We start from the raw sequence: 17,641 nt of genomic DNA, 5'->3' as shown, positions 1-17,641 counted from the left end.
CCACAAAAGTTACAAAAGAAGAATTTTAAATTATTAAGTTAATTAAATGAACTTTTAGTAAATTATTTTTCTTTAAGCATTTATCTTATCAAAAAAATTGTGTCTTTTGTAGTTTTATGTATATTTTTTGATTAATATTTCTTTCAGTTGTTTCATCCCTTCCGTTGCCGAAGTTTTGAAATAATTGTCGTTGTTGGTAAATGCATTCGGATTGTCAAGATTAGGGTCGATGACAAAAATCTCGCAATGCCGCGGCACATATCTAATAACCGAAGCGGCCGGGTAAACTTGCATAGATGTTCCGATAACCAAAAATAAATCCGCTTCTGAAGCGATTTTAATTGCATTGTCCATTTCCGGAACCATTTCTCCAAACCAGACGATATGCGGACGAAGTTGCGAGCCATCGGAATGTAAATTACCAATAATTATGTCTTCTTCCCAATCCAGGATTTCATTTTCATCCGAAGAAGATCTTGCTTTTCTGAGTTCACCATGAAGATGTATGATCTTTGTAGAGCCGCCGCGTTCGTGCAAGTCATCTACATTTTGTGTGACGATATGAACGTCAAAATGGTTTTCCAGTTCGGCTAAAATTTTGTGTGCTTCGTTGGGTTCTACTTCTTTCAATTGTCTTCGCCTGGCATTATAAAAATCCAGTACCAACTTAGGATTTCTTGCAAAGCCTTCGGGTGATGCAACATCTTCGATGCGATGATTTTCCCAAAGTCCGTTGTAATCTCTGAAGGTTTTAATACCACTTTCGGCAGAAATTCCCGCTCCTGATAACACCACTAATTTTTTCAACTTATTCAAGAATTTTCTTTAAATATAATGAATTTTCTATTGCAGAAGTTCCCCAGGTGTTATTAAAATAGATGTAAAACTCTTGATTGGTATTACTGATTTCTTGTGCGAGATTATCAAGAAATTCTTCCGAATAAAGCGATTTGTATAGTGTCGGTTTTCCATGCAGACGATAATATCCGATTTTGGAATTTGTAATAATCACATCTTCAGGGATTTTTCCGGGAAAACTAACGCCGCAAAAAATCCATTGATATTTCTTGAATAAATTGAAAATTTCATCATTCCACCAGGATTGATGTCTGAACTCAACTGCAACTAGAAACTCGCCAGGTAAAGTTTTATTGAGCCAGTTGATGTTGTTTTCTGTGCAATGAAAAGATGATGGAAATTGAATCAGAAATCCGGCTAATTTGTGTCCCATATTTTCATCAATCAGTTTACAAAAATCTGAACATTCATCTTTTTTACTTTCCGAATAACCGAAATGGGAAATAGCTTTAGGGATTTTAATAAAGAATTTAAAATCATCTGGCGTTTCATCATTCCATTTTTTAAGTGTTTTTGCTGTTGGCTTTCTGTAAAATGTACTGTTGATTTCTACCGTATTATATGTTTTGGAATATAATTTCAGAAAATCTTTATTCTGAGAATCTTCAGGGTATAGTGAGCCTTTCCAATCTGTATTATAGAATCCGGAGCAACCAATATGATATTTCTGTTTAGAACTTTTCATGAAAATTTAAAAATAATTTTTGTGCCAAATAGCAGTTTGTCAATACTTTTTTGAGTCATTAAAATCAAATATGATATTTATCATACCAAAATAGTATGATATAATGATTTTAGTTAATACTTTTGCCTCGTGATAATGAATTGCTGTCATACTTATTAAGAAAGACCGAGGGAACTGACCCATTGAAGTCTTGACAACCTGCCGATTTGGTAAGGTGTTACATTCAGCCTTTGAAAAAAGGAAAGATAAGTTGAAAATGTTAATTGCGGTTGTAATGCCGTCTCAATATAACTTCTTTCAGACTTGTCTGGGAGAAGTTTTCTTTTTTATATAAAACGTAAAATTTAAAAATATGATTCAAAAAACTATGAACAGATCCGGGAGAAAAGCTGTGTTGTCTACTGCAGTTGTTTTCTTTTCGGGAATTTATTTAACTCAGGCTCAGGAAACAAAGCCTGTGAAAGATTCTACTTCTGATAAACAAATTGAAGAGGTGGTTTTAGTTGGTTCCAGAAGCGGTGGACGTTCCAAAGCGGACAGCCCGGTTCCTGTGGATGTTTTCAACCTGAAAGATATTCAACAATCTTTGCCTCAAACTAATATTAATCAGATCCTTAATACGATTGCACCATCTTTTACATCAACCATACAAACCAATGCAGACGGTTCTGACCATCTTGATCCTGCTCAGTTAAGAGGTTTGGGTCCAGACCAGACTCTGGTTTTGGTGAATGGAAAAAGAAGACACACCTCAGCACTTGTCAATGTGAACGGGACGCCGGGAAGAGGAACAGTGGGAACGGATCTTAATGCCATTCCGGCTTTTGCTTTGAGCAGAATTGAAGTTTTGAGAGATGGCGCTTCGGCTCAGTATGGTTCTGATGCCATTGCCGGAGTTATGAACCTGCAATTGAAAAGAGATACAGGAAAACTGACAGGCCAACTGAATTATGGAGGTTATCTCACGCCTGCAGCCAATGACCACACGGGAAATTATGATGGACAGCAATTTCAATTAGATTTGAATTATGGAAACAAAATTGGAAAAAGAGGAGGTTTTTATAATATTACGTGGTCTTCGCAGTTTCGTGATCCGACCAGAAGAGCCGGAACAGAAAGTGCTCCAATATATAATGCTTATAATTCCATCGAAAAAAGAGCTGCGGAAAATGGCGTGAATCTTTCTTCTTATTTCAATAACATCAATAATCTGAAAGGAACGGCTGGTGAACAGGATTTCGTCAATCTGATCCATCAATATGCGCAAGGTATTAGTTATTTTAATTCGATTTCTCCAAATCTTCAGTCTAACATCCAGTCTGCAAATAGCATAACGGCTTTGCAAAATGTTCTTAAAACATCAGCATTTACGACAGATCAGTTAAACTATTTAACAGATCAGGAGCTGGCATACAGAGGTCAAACCAGAAAAGATTTTAACCAACAGGTTGGGCAATCGAAACTGAACAATCATCAGCTGTTTGCAAATGTAGAAGTACCGTTAAATGACGATTGGAAAGTCTACACTTTCGGTGGTTATTCTATTAGAGATGGTGCGTCAGGTGGATTTTACAGGAGACCGACACAGGCAAGAACGTTTACCGGATTGTATATCGATGGTTATTTGCCGGAGATTCATACCAAGATTCAGGATGTATCTTTGTCTGCCGGAATCAAAGGAAAATGGAACGGCTGGAATGTGGACTTCAGTAACACCTTCGGACAGAACAGTTTTGATTATACGATTGAAAATACAGGGAATACAAGTTTGAGATTCAATTCTCCAAGTTCCTTCAACGCCGGTGGATTGCAATTTTTGCAGAATACAATTAATTTGGATTTCAGCAAACAATTTGATGTTTTTGAAGGTCTGAATGTCGCTTTTGGAGCAGAGCAGCGTCACGAGAATTTTAAAGAAAATCCAGGTGAAGAAGCTTCTTACACGGCTTACGATATTTATGGTAATCCACAGACACCGACAACATCAAGTTCTGATAAACCAACCGATTTTTTTGGTGCAGCATTGCCGGGAAGTTCTCAGGTTTTTGCAGGTTTCCGGGAAGCTAACAGAACTGACAAAAACAGAAATGCTTATGCGGCTTATGCTGATCTGGAATTCAATTTTACCAATTGGATTTTGGTAGATGCAGCGGTTCGTTACGAGGATTATTCGGATTTTGGTTCGACTTTCAATTACAAACTGGCGTCAAGAATCAAATTAACGGATGATCTTAATTTCCGATTTGCAGGTTCCACAGGCTTCAGAGCACCGTCTATACATCAGATTTATTACAATACAACATCAACATTATTTACGTCTCTTCCGGGAAGTAATCTGCCGCAATTGGTAGAAGTTGGAACTTTTAGTAATGACTCCACTATTGCAACAGGATTGGGAATCAATAAATTAAAACAAGAAACTTCTAAATCCGTAAGCACTGGTTTTACTTATAAAATCCCGGCTTTGAATTTGAATATTACTGCGGATGCGTATTTTATCAGAATCGATGATAGAATTGCTTTAACCGACCAATTTTCAAGACCTACGGATTTACAAATTCAAAATAATCCGAATCTTGGCCCGGTTCGGGATGCGATGGATGCTGCTAATGTCAATGCTGCTCAGTTTTTTGCCAACTCTATTGATACAGAAACAAAAGGTCTGGATGTGGTCATCAGTCATAATTACAGAACTGGCGCTATAAAATTGAATAACGATTTTGCCATCAATTTTAATAGAACCAAAAAAGTCGGCGATATCCACGCTTCCGATTTGTTGAAGAATGCAGGGTTGGAAAACACCTATTTCGGAGAGAAATCAAGAGTTTATCTAGAGGACTCGGTTCCAAAGGTGAAAGCGAGTTTGTCTAATAATTTAAAATGGAATGATTTCAATTTCTATCTGAGAAATACTTACTACGGAAAAGTTTATGGTGCAGATGGTATCAATGGAAATGCTTACGAACATCAATTAATTTCAGATAAGATTATTACCGATTTGTCTATAGGTTACGATATCAACAAGAATTTTAATTTAACTATTGGAACAAACAATTTATTTGATATTTATCCGACTAAAAATGTAACAAGCTCTACGAATAATGATCAATTTATCTATTCTAGATCAACATCACAGTTCGGACAGAACGGCAGATATGTGTTTAGCAAGTTGACCGTTTCTTTTTAACATGAAATTTTTTTAAGGTTTTTATTTTGTTTTGAATGGCATCTGGAATTTTCCAGATGCCTTTTTTTGTTTAACACAAGGACAAAAAATATAAGTTAAGCTTTAAAGCACAAAGCATTTCATCATTAAAAATAAAAATCTTAAAACATTTTCGAAAATAAATTGGGCTTCGTGCCTTTGTGTTTAACTTAAATATCCAGTTTCGCATTATTCAACCTCAAAGAATTCAGAATGACGGAAACAGAACTGAAGCTCATCGCCGCCGCCGCAATCATTGGGCTTAACAAAATTCCGAAGAAAGGATAGAGCAGACCAGCAGCTAACGGAATTCCTAAAACATTATAAATAAAAGCAAAGAATAAATTTTCTTTAATGTTTTTAAGCAGTTTTTCACTTAGTATTTTTGATTTTGCAACTCCAAGAATGTCGCCTTTTAATAGTGTGATTTCAGCACTTTCAATTGCTGCATCTGTTCCCGTTCCCATTGCAATTCCGATATTGGATTGAGCCAAAGCAGGTGCATCATTGATTCCGTCTCCTGTCATTGCTACGATTTTCCCTTCATTTTGAAGTTTTTTGATCTCGTTCATTTTATCTTCCGGAAGACAATTGGCTTTGAAGTTTGTGATTCCAAGTTCTGTTGCCACTGCTTTTGCGGTGTGTCCGTTGTCGCCGGTCATCATTATCACTTCGATGTTTTGAGAATGGAGATAATTGATAGCTTGTTTTGAAGTCGCTTTTATTTTATCTGAAAAGCTTAAGAATCCAAGAACTTTTCCGTCTTTTCCGAGGTAAGAAATCGTTTTAGCTTCATCTTGTTTTACAATGACTTTTTGTTTTAATGATTCAGGAATTTCTATATTGAAGTGTTTTAATAATGCTTCATTTCCAAGTAAAATTTCTTCATTATTGATTCTTCCTTTTACGCCTTTTCCGGAAATATTTTCGAAGTCCTGAACTTTTTCAAATTGTAAATTTTGAGTTTTAAATTTGTCTAAAACCGCATTGGATAATGGATGCTCCGAATTCTGATTCAATGAACCGGCTAATTTCAAAATTTCATTTTTATCAGTATTTTCAAATGATTCTATGTGGTCTAGACTTGGTTTTCCTTCTGTTAAAGTTCCTGTTTTATCTGTAATAAGAACATTGACTTTGTGCATTTCTTCCAGGGCTTCCGCATTTTTAATTAAAATTCCGTTTTGAGCGCCTTTTCCGATTCCGACCATCAGGCTCATTGGAGTTGCCAGACCAAGTGCACACGGGCAGGCAACAATCAAAACGGCTACAGCATTCACAAAAGCGTAAATAAGCTTGTTCTCGCCACCGAAAACGGACCATAAAACGAATGTCAGAACAGCAATTCCAATCACTGTGGGAACAAATATCTTGGAAATTTTATCCGCCAATTTCTGGATTGGAGCTTTGCTTCGGCTTGCATCGTTGACCATCTTGATGATTTGAGAAAGCAATGTCTCATCGCCAACTTTTTCGGCTCTCATTAGAAATGTTCCGTTATCATTAATCGTTCCTGATGTCACTCTGTCGCCGGTCTTTTTTTCGACAGGAATAGGTTCTCCTGTAATCATCGATTCATCAACATTAGAATTGCCTTCAGTTATTTTTCCATCAACAGGAATTTTTTCACCTGGTTTTACTCTCAAAATATCGTTGATTTTAATTTCTGCCAATGATACTTTTTTCTCGTTTCCTTCAACAACCAGATTGGCAGTGTCAGGCGAGAGATTCATCAATGCTTCTATGGCTTTGCCTGTTTTCATATGTGCTCTTGCTTCCATCATCTGTCCCATTATGACTAATGTCAGAATCACGCAAACGGATTCGAAATAGAGTGGAGTGTTGCTTCCGTGTGCCAATTCGTGAGGAAGAATGTTCGGGAAGAATAATGCAATTAAACTGAAAATCATAGCCGCAGCAACACCCAAAGCAATCAATGAAAACATATTAAGATTCCATGTTTTGAAAGAAACCCAGCCACGTTTCATCAGAAACCAACCTGCATAAAACAGAACCGGCAATGTCAGAATCAATTCCAAAATCCCCTGAACTTTATGAGAAAATGGCCAATCAATAAACATTCCGCTCATGGATAAAATGAAAACAGGAATAGAAAATGCCAAAGCTGTCCAGAATTTTGTTCTTAATAATTTATAAGTTTCATCTTCGTGATCGTTATCTTTTGAAGGTTTTGGAACGAGATCCATTCCACATATTGGGCAATTCCCGGGTTCATTTTGCACAATTTCAGGGTGCATTGGACAAGTATACTCAACAGCTTTTTTCTCCGGTATTTTCACGAGGTCCATTCCGCAAACAGGACAGCCGACGTTGGAATCATAAACTTTGTCACCTTCGCAAAACATTGGACAGTAGTATTTGCCTGCATTTTTTGCCTGATTAATTGTGGGCGTCTCATGTTGGTGATGGTGATGCGAGTGACTTGCTGAACTTTTTACTAAGTCCTCAGTAATTTTCTCCAAATGCATATGACAAACCGGACAACCTGAATCTGATTCATAAGTTTTGTCGCCTTCGCAAAACATCGGGCAAAAATAATCTCCGATTTTATCTTTGAAACTTTCCGGGAGGTTAGTTTTGGAATAGGTTTGAGGCTTGTTTTTATGATCATCGCGTTCTTCTATCGGAACAAGGAACATATTGCAAACCGGGCATCTTCCGGGTTTGAAATACAGTTTTTCGCCTTCACATTCCATCGGGCAATAATAGACCGAGCTTGGTGAAATTCTTTGACTAGGATGTAGATTGTCGTGATTATGATGATTGTGGTTTTCCATTTTCAGATGTTTAATAATACAAATTTCTGAAAAATAGATGCCAATCAGTTATAAATAAATGGAAAGATGTTATATATACTAAAAACAGAAAACTCCAGAAGTTACTGAAGGTTTAATTCTCTAATAACTTAAACTTCTATTGTTAGAGAAATTATTTTTTTATCCGAAAATAAAACCTGAAAGAAAGATTAGAATTAAGAAATAATTGTTTTTCATTGTTAAAAGTTAGAATGTTAAATATAGCTTGTTTTGCAGCCATTTTCATTCACAAAACTTTAAATGAAACTTATAATGATTATTCTGTCTTCAACCTGAAAATCTCCTTCGCATTGAAAATAATCACTGCCAAGAATATCAGTGCATAAGAACAGATTTGAATGAGGTTCAATGGTTCTTTGTAAACTGTACTGGCTAAGATAAATGCGATGATGGGATTAATGTTCAGTATCATTCCGACTTTTGAAGAGGCAATTCCTGTCAATGCAAATAGATTGAGTAACAATGGTACAATCGTGTATATCACTGCAATAATCTCGACAAAGAAATAGAACTTTAATTCCGTTGGAACCGTTCCGGAATAAGAAGGGAAAAATGGTAACAAAATCAAAGCAGATAAAACGATGTGAAAATTAAGAATCAGAAACTTATCGAATTGTTTATTTTGACTTTGGCAAACCAAATATGCAGCGTAAGTGAAGCCAATCAAGCTGCTGTAAAACATATCCGAAATATTGGTGTAAGACAACAAAATACAGCCAAACAAACTCAGAAAAACCGACAACCATTGGAGTTTACTCAACTTATCTTTCAATATAAAATAAGCCAAAATTGTTGTGATAATCGGACAAACTAAATAGGCGACCGACGTTGCACGAACGCTCACGTGATTCATCACATAGATAAATGAAAACCAATTCGCGGTCAACAAAATACTGCTTCCGACATTAACAATAATCGTTTTTCTTTTCGCTTTTTTAGAAATGTATTTGAAATAATTTAAGTTCTGTTTCAGTTTTTCTCTTTTGAAAAGAATCGAAACTAGCGACATTATCAATGCACAACTGAAAACCCTGTAAAAAAGAATGTCCGAAGATGCATAAGAATGAAGGGGTTTCAGCACCAAACTAAAAGTTCCCCAAATAGAAAATGCTAAAATAGCAGCGAGATAATGTTTGAGATTATTCAAGACGTTGTTTCTTTTTGAATCAATAAATTGCTGTGCAAAAATAGGCAACTTTTACCCGAACTTTCCTACAAATTTATTGATTTTCTCAATCTGTAATTGCAATTTTCTTATCAACACAATCAATGAAAATATTACGATTTAAAAATATTTTGTTACCCAGCATTCCCGTCATTCCGGAATACTTCATCATAGAAAACTGCAGATTGGAAAAGCCTTCCACATAAGTCACCTTTTTAACAGGAATTTGTTGGTTTTTGAATTGGATATTTTCATTACAATCGGTTGTATAGGTTGTCAAAACATTGTTCCAGGACTGTGATTTTTCGATATTGATTTTTGAATTTTGAGATTTCAGACTTTGCCATTCCTCTTTGTAGGTCAATAGTTCATAAGCGCTGGTTCCGGAATCGTAAAGGAATTTTCGTTCTTCACCTTTTAGGATTCCCGGAATAATGATTTTCCTTTTCCTGAATTTGAAATCGAAAAGTTGGTTTTTGGATTCTTTTGGAATCTGATTTAAATTGAAAACAACCTGATTGCTTTTGAAATTAATCAAGGTTTTTCGGTTTTCCAGGATGTCAGCGCCAATCGTTCCAATGATTTGGATTGAATCTTTTTCACCACTTTTATTGCTTTTAAAAATTTTGAATTGCTCTGATGATATTTCTGTTTTTCCAACAAAGAAAGCAGTTTTTGCCTTTTCGTCATTAATTGAGATTTCTTCGATATTTTTTATCGGATCAGAATAAAATACGGTGTAAGGTGAACCGGTATCAAATTGTAAATAATAAGTTTCGGGATTTCCGGGAAAATAAATAGGAAGCAGCAAAACATTTTTGTCATTTCCTAGCCATGTAATTGGGATATTTCCGCTTTCGTTTTTGACAGTTAGATAGTTTTTTTCAGGCGTAAATTTTTGGTCGAAATAAATATAACCGCCAACCAATATCAAAACCAAAATGGCTAAAAATCCTAAAGCTAATTTCTTAAAAAGTTTCATTGTCTAATTTTTCTGCAACATTCGGTCTTTGAAATCGAATTTGCTGCGAAAATAATATGACAATTTTACGTCAGTTTTGTGACTAAGCTTATAAAAAGTTGTTTATCAGCTTTATAGAAAGTTGATTTTTTTGGTTGAGACTGATTCCGTTTCTGATGACAATCCAGAGTTTGATGATGATAAATGCCATCAAAGGAACTATAAATAATGGAAATCCAATAGAAAACCAATGCTGAATAAATGGGCTTAATATCAATAGAACCGAAACAAAAAATGCCAAAATAATCTGAACACAAATAATACTTTTTCCTAATTCTCTATTCTTGGAATCTTTAGTTTTGTAAGTCAAAATCGCTGGGAAAATTATCCCGCCAAACGGAATAATTAATCCTGCTAAAGCTGATAAATTAATGAGTTTTGCCCTGTCGATTTGGGTAATTTCTTCATTCTTTGAAAATAGATTTTCCGGTTCGGTTTCCAAAGTTTGCGCAATGGCTTTCAAAGTAAAACCTTTGAGACTTTGTCCGGATTCAATTCTCTGAATGGTCCTTAACGAAAGTCCGGATTTTTCCGCTAGCTCAGTTTGAGTTAGGTTTTTTGCTTCGCGAAGGGTTTTGACTTTGGATTGCAAGTTTTATTCTATTTCTTCAATAATTATGTTTCCAGAAATAATATCTGCTGTTTTTTCAATTATTCTCCATAATCTTTCTTTTTCTTTTCCTTCTGGAGTGTTGTCATATTCTCTTGCTAAATCTGAAAGCAATTTTTTAATTTTTTCGGACATATTCAATTATTTAAAAATTTATTTATAAATAAAATATAAAGAAATAAATTCAAATTTCAAAATCTCACTTCAAACCTTATCCAACGCGATCCTCTTTTTCTCCTTAGAATTCAAAAACTGAGTAGGAGAGAAGCCTGTAATTTTCTTGAACTGATTGGAAAGATGCTGAACACTTTTGTAACCCAATTTCTGTGAAATCTCGGTCAGATTCAATTCTTTATAAAGCAGTAATTCTTTCACTTTTTCAATTTTTTGAAGAATGAAATATTGCTCCAGTGTTACATTTTCATTTTGAGAAAAAAGCTTGGAAATAGAACTGTAATCTTTGTGTAATCCGGAACTTAAGAATTCTGACAAAATAAAATCATCATCCAAATCTTCCTCAGCAATTTTCTGAATGATCAAGGTTTTGATCTTCTCAATTTGCTTTTTAGAAGAATCTTCCAGGATTTCAAATCCTGTAGATTTCAGTTTTAAGTTTAGCGTTTCGAGTTCCTTGTCAGAGATCTGATTTTTTGTTTCGACTTCGCCTAATAAAATTTGATTGACCTCAATTTTCAAATCCTCCAATATCGATTCCACTGCAGAAATACAGCGGTTGCAAACCATATTTTTGATAGAGATTTTCATATCTTCAAAAATACTTAAATTTTGACAAGTTTTTAAGTTTTCGGAATAACCAAAGTAATCATAGTTCCTTTACCGGTTTCAGAATTTATAGAGAGTGTTGAATTGAGTTCTGATGCTCTTTTCTCCATATTCCGGATTCCGTTTCCGAGTTCTGTCTCATCGATATCAAAACCCTTTCCGTCATCTGTAACGGTAATTTGAACTTGATGGTCAACACTTTTGGCATTGAGTAAAATGTTCTTGGCTTCGGCATATTTCATAGCATTATTCACAGCTTCCTGCGTAATTCTGTAGATATTCATCCCATCAACAGACGAAAAATGCAGGTTGTCCAGAATCGGATCTCTCTCAAAAGCAATATTGATATTTTCGGTTGATTTTCGGGCTTTTTCCACAAAATTCAGAATCCTGTTCCTAATCTCGTTGAAATCAATTTCGGAATGATTCATGGCCCAAATCGTATCCCGCAATTCTGTAATTGTATCCTTTGTAAAATTCGAAGTCGAAGTCAGTTTATTATTGATTTTTTCATCCTTTATATTGAAAGCCTGTTTCAAAGTTTCTATGGAAGAAATAATGAAGGTCAGTTGTGCACCGATATTGTCGTGTAAATCCCTGGAAATTGATAATCTTTGCTCCTGAAGCTTGTTTTGATGGGCAATTTCTTCTATTGCGTATTTGAGTTCATATTCTTGCTTTTGTTGTTTGTTTTTGAGTTTCAGCGTTCTGTAAACAAGAAAGGAAATGATGATTCCGAAACAGAAAAGAATACCAAGAATTTTAATGGTATTCATTCTTTTCTTTTCAAGGTTTTTTTGCTCTAGAATTTGTTTTTCCTTTTTAGCTGTGTCAAATTTTATTTGCAATTCAGCCATTTTATCATAAGTTTCCTTGTTGATAATGCTGTCCTTAAGAGCTTGGTTTTTTTTATAATATTCAAGAGCTTTTGGCAAATCCTTATTAAGTTCATAAGACTGGCTTAGCATGTTGTAGTCATGTCTCAGCAGATTAGTAATTTTATATTTTTCTGCTAATTCTAAAGATTTTTCAAAATTATGGATTGCCATCGGATATTTTTTCATTGCAAAATATAAATCACCATTATAAGCGTAATTGTCAGCAATTCCATATTCATCTTTCATTGCAATTCGTTGTTTCATTGCCTTGTCAAAATATTCTTTAGCAAGATCAAATTTTTTTTGATGGATGTAAATTTCTCCGATATTATTCAGGCTATACGGAATCCCGACAGCGTCCTTAACTTTTACTTTAATATCAAGGCCTTTGAAATAATAAAATAGTGCGCTGTCTTGCTGTTTCAGATTGTCTTTTATAACGCCATAGTTATTGTAAATGCTTAAAAGAGGTTTTACAAAATTTTCTCTTTCTGCTATTCTCAAACCTTTCATCATATATTTTTCTGCATCGGGAAGATTGGTTGCTTTTAGCCGAAAGCCCAGTTCTCCATAGACTGATGATACATTTTCAAGGTCATTTTGTTTTTCAAAAAGTTCAATCGCCTTCAGAGAATATTTGATGTTTTCATCATAATCTCCACTGTAATAAAGAGCTAAAGCTAAAAGAGCATAAGTTCTGGCTTCTGCTTTTGGGTTTTTAGTTTTGATGGCGTCAGAAGCATTTTTTTTAAGCAGGGTAATAATTTTTTTTGAATTGGTTTGCACATAAGTCATTGGCAAATTGCTAATAGAGTCAATCCGTTTTTTTGATTGAGCAAAACCATTGAGGTATAAAAATGATATGAAAAATAAAATGAATCTGTACATTTCAAATAAGTCTGCTTGTCCTGGCCTTTTCAATCGCTTCCAGTTTATTGTGAACCTGAAGTTTTGTATAAATATTTTCTATGTGTTTTCTGATAGTACTCGGAGAAAGGAAAAGATTGATTGCAATGATATTATAATTTAGTCCGCGGCTTAGCTGTTCCAGAACTTCAATTTCTCTTGTGGACAGTTTGATATCTTCATCACATTTTCTATTTTCAAATTCCTGAGGATTCCGTAATAATTTCAGTGTTTTAAAAGCAATTGAAGGACTCATTGCAGCACCGCCTTCCAGCACTTCCAAGATTGATTTCTTTAATTCCTGTGGTGAGGTTTCTTTCAGGAGATAACCGTCCGCACCTGCTTTGATGGCATTGAAGATGTTGGCATCATTGTCAAAAACCGTCAGGATCAGGATCTTGATTTGCGGATAACGGTTTTTCACAAATTGTGTTGCTTCTATGCCGTTCATTTTCGGCATTTCGATATCCATCAGGATCAAATCCACATTAGGATCTTTTTCAAGTTTTTCAATCAGGTCTTTACCATTCACGGATAAAAATTTGATTTTGAATTCATCATAAAAAGATAGTCTTTCCTGAACAGATTTTGCAAGAAGGAAGTTATCCTCTGCTATGGCAATTTTCGTAATCATAATTAATTTGATATTTAATTAGAATTGACAAAAAACCATTAATATGATTTTTCATTAGTTTAGTTTTCAATAAAATTAAAATTATTTTCATTTGAATAGATTATTTTTCTATTATTTTTTTGAAAATATTAATTTGTAGATCAAAAATATCCGTATTTAATTGAGCTTTGGCTTCGGATATTTTCTTAGCCAGGCTATTGTCCAGTTTTATTTTGTCACGGTAAATTTTTTCATCTGATGTGAGTTTCGACAAAAGTTTATACAAATTGGCCAACCTGAGCCGATGTTCTTTTTTTATCCGCCGGATTTTTCTCATCAAAGTAAAAATGATAAGAATCAGAATGATAATAATGCTGCTATAAATAATCTGTATCATATTTCAAACAAAATAGGCTTCGTTTTTAACGGAAGAGAGAAGTCACGGTAAACTTACCTCATCAGATTATATTTGTTGATTATATTATCGGATTTAAAAATTTGAGTTTTCATGATATTTAGAAGTTTAGTGTTTACGGTTGTCCAAAATTCCTGTAATATCGAAGCTCAAACAATACGACATTTGACGTATTTTAATAGAAAAAGCATCACGAATTGTGATGCTTTCCAAGATTATTTATTTAGATTAATTATTTAATAATCAATTTAGTATTTGATTTTTTACCTTCAGATTGTTGTGTGATGATGTAAACACCTGGTTTTAGATTGGTATTAATTTCATTTTTACCTTTATTTACAATAGAAGAGAAAACTACTTTTCCGCTAATGTCTTGTATCACAATGTTTCCAGTATTTTCAGTTTCCAAAAAGAAATGGTTCTTGCTAGGATTCGGATAAACGTTGATTTTTGATTTCGAAACATCAGAGACCGCTAAAGTTTCCGCACAGTTATATGGCTTGAAATTAACTGTATTCGGATTCAAACTCCCGATGACAGATTGTACCATTGCATCATTGGAAAGTTCATCTTCTCTCCAGCAGTTTCCGATAGCATTGACAGTAGCAGACGTGTTGTTGAAAAAAGCAACAGTGTTCCCTGCGTTTATATTGTTTTTGAAAACATTGTTTCCGTGGTCATCAGTAGTACCCAAATCGATTACCGCGTTGCTCAAAATGGTGATTCCCCATAGATTGCCTCGGATTTGATTGTTTCTTACGATCACTTTCTGAGTTCCTGTCAAAGAAATCCCGCTTCCTCCAAGGTTAGGATTATTCTCGGTATTATTGTTTTCAATAATATTATTTTTGATAATTCCGGAACTTCCGGCACCTTGATGTGTAATCCCGTAACGGTTATCTTTAACAGTGTTTCCTTCTATACGGAATCTGTTTGTTCCACCCAATAAGCCGGAAACAGAAATCCCTCCGGATTTGGTAATAGCTCTGTTTCCGATAATCTGATTATTGATAACTCTTGTAGAATCTATACCTGCAGGTCCCATATTGATCTGTGGATAGTTGCCATTATCCGTATTATTTCCATAGAAGTAATTATTAATAATGTCTATGGAAACAGCTCCGGATGCACCGGAATTGATGCCTGCTCTGGAATTTTCCAAAAACTGTGAATTTTTTACTACGTGACCTCCACCTTGAAAAAGTGCTAATGCTGCGCTACTTGCAAGGCTGCCAGTGGAACCAGTAAGAGAATTATTATTTTTATAAAGAATACAATTGTCCATCAGGAATCCTGTTGTTAATACACGGACACCGCCACCATATTCAACTCTTGTATTTTTCATTTCAGCTACTGATCCTTCTTCAAATCTGATTCCTCTGTAAGGGCTTCCGATTGTACTGGCGGTAATAGTAAAGTTGGTTGCTGTAGTTTTATATTGTCCGTAGATGTAAATTGCAACTCCCGGATTGACTTTCAGTGTTGTATTTTCATCAATAAGAAGTTTGTCCGTTGCGGAAAGTGTAAGATCAGCGGTCAAAGTATAATCTGTACTGTTTTTCACTAAAACTGTTGGTGCAGCTGCAGATAAACTTGTTAAAGTGTAGTTTGTTCCATTGTTCGGACTTGTGAATTGAGCATTAAGAAAAGCAGCGCAACCCACAAAAAAAAGAGTCATTTTTTTCATAAACATAAATTTTTCTAGTATCAAATGTATTAATGTATTTTATTTTTAACATAATATATTTGTAAAAAAATTTTATGTTTTCAGAAATAATCGCCGGTACAATGCGTTGGGGCGTTTGGGGAGCGAATCTTACTCCAAAAAAAATTCAGGAATTGATAGAAGTTTGTCTGGAAGAAAAGATTACGACATTTGATCATGCCGATATCTATGGAGGTCATACAACCGAAGAGCTTTTCGGAGACGCATGGAAAGAAATGAATATTGAGCGGGACAAAGTTCAGTTTATTTCCAAATGCGGAATCGTAATGAATTCTGAAAAGAAACCTTCTTCTCTCAAATATTACAATTACAATTCTGATTACATTCAATGTTGTGTTGATGAAAGTTTAAAGAATTTAAAAACTGATTATCTGGATGTATTATTATTGCATCGTCCGTCACCACTGATGAATCCTGAAACAATTGCTGATACATTTCAAATTTTGAAAGACACTGGAAAAGTGAAGCATTTTGGCGTAAGTAATTTTTCTGTTTCCCAATTTGAATTAATCGACCAGTATTTTCCATTGATTACTAATCAAATTGAAGTTTCTGTCAATGAAATTTCAGCTTTTGAAAACGGAACGTTGGATCAACTGATGATGAAAAGCCTCAGACCAACAGCGTGGTCGGTATTAGGGAATTATTTCACTGAAAAATCTGAACAGAATTCCAGATTAAAAAGTATAATCCAAAATCTTTGTCAGAAGTATAATGCCGAGGAAAATCAAATCTTATTAGCATTTATCTTAAAACATCCTTCGAGGATCATTCCAGTGATCGGAACTTCCAGAACCGAGACAATCAGGGAATTAAAACAGTCTCTATATATTGATATGGATCTTACGGACTGGTTTGGAATTCTTGAAGCAGTCAAAGGAAGAGAGGTGGATTAGTATTGTTTTTAACATATTGATTTTGAGATTATTTTAATATTAATAATAATTCATTAATGATATATTGAAATTAATTGTATCTTGCAGCATTATTATATCGGAATCAATAATTTGTTCATTCGTCTTGTTGTTTTTCTCTTATAATTTCAAAACAACTTTAATTTAATTTTTTTTTAAAATGAACATTTTTGTTTCAAACATCAATTACGCAACTAAGGATTACCAGTTGCAAGAACTATTCGAAGGTTATGGAGAAGTATCTTCTGCCAAAATTATTACAGACAGAGAAACCGGGAGATCAAAAGGATTCGGTTTCGTAGAAATGGGTGATGCTGAAGGAAAACAGGCTGTTGACGCATTAAACCAGAAAGAATTTAATGGTAAAATTCTTAACGTAACAGAAGCAAGACCAAGAGAAGAAAAACCAAGAAGATCTTTCGATAACAACCGTGGTGGTGGTTACGGAGGAGATAGAGGTGGAAACCGTGGCGGTGGAAATCGTTGGTAATATCCCTTTACTAAAAAATAGAAGCGATCAATATTTTGATCGCTTTTTTTATTTCTTCTTTTTCTTTTTTTTGTCCTTATCCTTTTTCTTGTCCTTCTTGTCGATAGTCAGCTCTTTCACCAAGTCTTTGATTGGATTTGATTTTTCAATATTCTCCTGCAAAGGAACAACTGTTGTTTTCACTTCAAAAAACTGGTTAAAATCTTTGGCTTTAATCAGATTCTCATCCATCAAAATTTTAAGCAGTTCGCTCCCAGAATTATCAAAATAGTTTTTCAGGAATTTTTTCAGGACCGATTTTTTATAATCTTCTAATCTTATAGAAGGAGAGTACAGGTAGATTCGGCCTTGCTTTTCTACATTCAGATAATGCTTTTCTACAAGTATTTTCAGGAATGTGGAAACCGTATTTTGATGAGGTTTGGGTTCCGGAAAGGCGTTCATCAGGTCGCGGAAGTAGATTTGACCTTCCTTCCAGACGATTTGCATCACTTCTTCTTCAGAAGGCGTTAGAGTTTGTAACATCATAAATATT

General features: G+C 34.6%; 15 protein-coding genes and 1 riboswitch. Of the genes, 3 read left to right on the top strand and 12 right to left on the bottom strand.

Annotated features, from left to right (window positions below; genetic code table 11):
• Window positions 1-114: 114 nt before the first annotated feature.
• Both AC5P2S_RS11725 and AC5P2S_RS11720 read right to left on the bottom strand, forming a co-directional pair.
• Window positions 115-807: an SIR2 family NAD-dependent protein deacylase gene (locus AC5P2S_RS11725; protein WP_494554967.1), complete on the bottom strand. Its 693-nt coding sequence runs from the start codon at window positions 805-807 to the stop codon at window positions 115-117.
• A 1-nt stretch (window position 808) separates the two neighbouring features.
• Window positions 809-1,543: a DUF72 domain-containing protein gene (locus AC5P2S_RS11720; protein WP_494554966.1), complete on the bottom strand. Its 735-nt coding sequence runs from the start codon at window positions 1,541-1,543 to the stop codon at window positions 809-811.
• 149 nt (window positions 1,544-1,692) lie between these two features.
• A riboswitch (SAM riboswitch) is annotated at window positions 1,693-1,795 on the top strand.
• A gap of 115 nt (window positions 1,796-1,910) precedes the next feature.
• Here AC5P2S_RS11720 and AC5P2S_RS11715 point away from each other — a divergent pair.
• On the top strand, window positions 1,911-4,730 hold the full coding sequence (locus AC5P2S_RS11715) for a TonB-dependent receptor plug domain-containing protein (protein WP_494557028.1): 2,820 nt from the start codon (window positions 1,911-1,913) through the stop codon (window positions 4,728-4,730).
• A gap of 188 nt (window positions 4,731-4,918) precedes the next feature.
• Here AC5P2S_RS11715 and AC5P2S_RS11710 read toward each other — a convergent pair whose 3' ends face one another.
• The 9 genes from AC5P2S_RS11710 to AC5P2S_RS11670 all read right to left on the bottom strand — a co-directional run bounded on the left by AC5P2S_RS11710 (window position 4,919) and on the right by AC5P2S_RS11670 (window position 15,663).
• Complete coding sequence (locus AC5P2S_RS11710; protein ID WP_494554965.1) at window positions 4,919-7,546, bottom strand: copper-transporting P-type ATPase; 2,628 nt, start codon at window positions 7,544-7,546, stop codon at window positions 4,919-4,921.
• 295 nt (window positions 7,547-7,841) lie between these two features.
• On the bottom strand, window positions 7,842-8,732 hold the full coding sequence (locus AC5P2S_RS11705; RefSeq protein WP_494554964.1) for an EamA family transporter: 891 nt from the start codon (window positions 8,730-8,732) through the stop codon (window positions 7,842-7,844).
• An 85-nt stretch (window positions 8,733-8,817) separates the two neighbouring features.
• On the bottom strand, window positions 8,818-9,732 hold the full coding sequence (locus AC5P2S_RS11700; RefSeq protein ID WP_494554963.1) for a hypothetical protein: 915 nt from the start codon (window positions 9,730-9,732) through the stop codon (window positions 8,818-8,820).
• Between the two features lie 88 nt (window positions 9,733-9,820).
• Window positions 9,821-10,363, bottom strand: a complete 543-nt coding sequence (locus AC5P2S_RS11695; RefSeq protein ID WP_494554962.1) for a helix-turn-helix domain-containing protein — start codon at window positions 10,361-10,363, stop codon at window positions 9,821-9,823.
• A gap of 3 nt (window positions 10,364-10,366) precedes the next feature.
• Window positions 10,367-10,516, bottom strand: a complete 150-nt coding sequence (locus AC5P2S_RS11690; RefSeq protein WP_494554961.1) for a hypothetical protein — start codon at window positions 10,514-10,516, stop codon at window positions 10,367-10,369.
• A gap of 69 nt (window positions 10,517-10,585) precedes the next feature.
• Window positions 10,586-11,146, bottom strand: coding sequence for a helix-turn-helix domain-containing protein (locus tag AC5P2S_RS11685; RefSeq protein WP_283418038.1), 561 nt, complete (start codon window positions 11,144-11,146; stop codon window positions 10,586-10,588).
• A gap of 32 nt (window positions 11,147-11,178) precedes the next feature.
• Window positions 11,179-12,930: a tetratricopeptide repeat-containing sensor histidine kinase gene (locus AC5P2S_RS11680; RefSeq protein ID WP_494554960.1), complete on the bottom strand. Its 1,752-nt coding sequence runs from the start codon at window positions 12,928-12,930 to the stop codon at window positions 11,179-11,181.
• 1 nt (window position 12,931) lies between these two features.
• The gene (locus AC5P2S_RS11675; RefSeq protein ID WP_283418040.1) at window positions 12,932-13,582 is read right to left on the bottom strand and encodes a response regulator transcription factor; all 651 of its coding nucleotides are present in this window, start codon (window positions 13,580-13,582) and stop codon (window positions 12,932-12,934) included.
• 626 nt (window positions 13,583-14,208) lie between these two features.
• Entirely contained in the window at window positions 14,209-15,663 is a 1,455-nt protein-coding gene (locus AC5P2S_RS11670; protein WP_494554959.1) for a T9SS type A sorting domain-containing protein, read from the bottom strand.
• Between the two features lie 74 nt (window positions 15,664-15,737).
• Here AC5P2S_RS11670 and AC5P2S_RS11665 point away from each other — a divergent pair, with 74 nt between their 5' ends.
• The gene (locus AC5P2S_RS11665) at window positions 15,738-16,598 is read left to right on the top strand and encodes an aldo/keto reductase (protein WP_283418043.1); all 861 of its coding nucleotides are present in this window, start codon (window positions 15,738-15,740) and stop codon (window positions 16,596-16,598) included.
• Window positions 16,599-16,776: 178 nt separating this feature from the next.
• Entirely contained in the window at window positions 16,777-17,106 is a 330-nt protein-coding gene (rbp, locus tag AC5P2S_RS11660; protein ID WP_283418044.1) for an RNA-binding regulator, read from the top strand.
• A gap of 48 nt (window positions 17,107-17,154) precedes the next feature.
• Here rbp and AC5P2S_RS11655 read toward each other — a convergent pair whose 3' ends face one another.
• Complete coding sequence (locus tag AC5P2S_RS11655; protein WP_494554958.1) at window positions 17,155-17,634, bottom strand: BlaI/MecI/CopY family transcriptional regulator; 480 nt, start codon at window positions 17,632-17,634, stop codon at window positions 17,155-17,157.
• Window positions 17,635-17,641 lie beyond the last annotated feature (7 nt).

The organism is Epilithonimonas sp. 33E (assembly GCF_059372615.1).
Note: the sequence above shows the minus strand (reverse complement) of the source record. Positions and strands in the feature narration are given on the sequence as shown.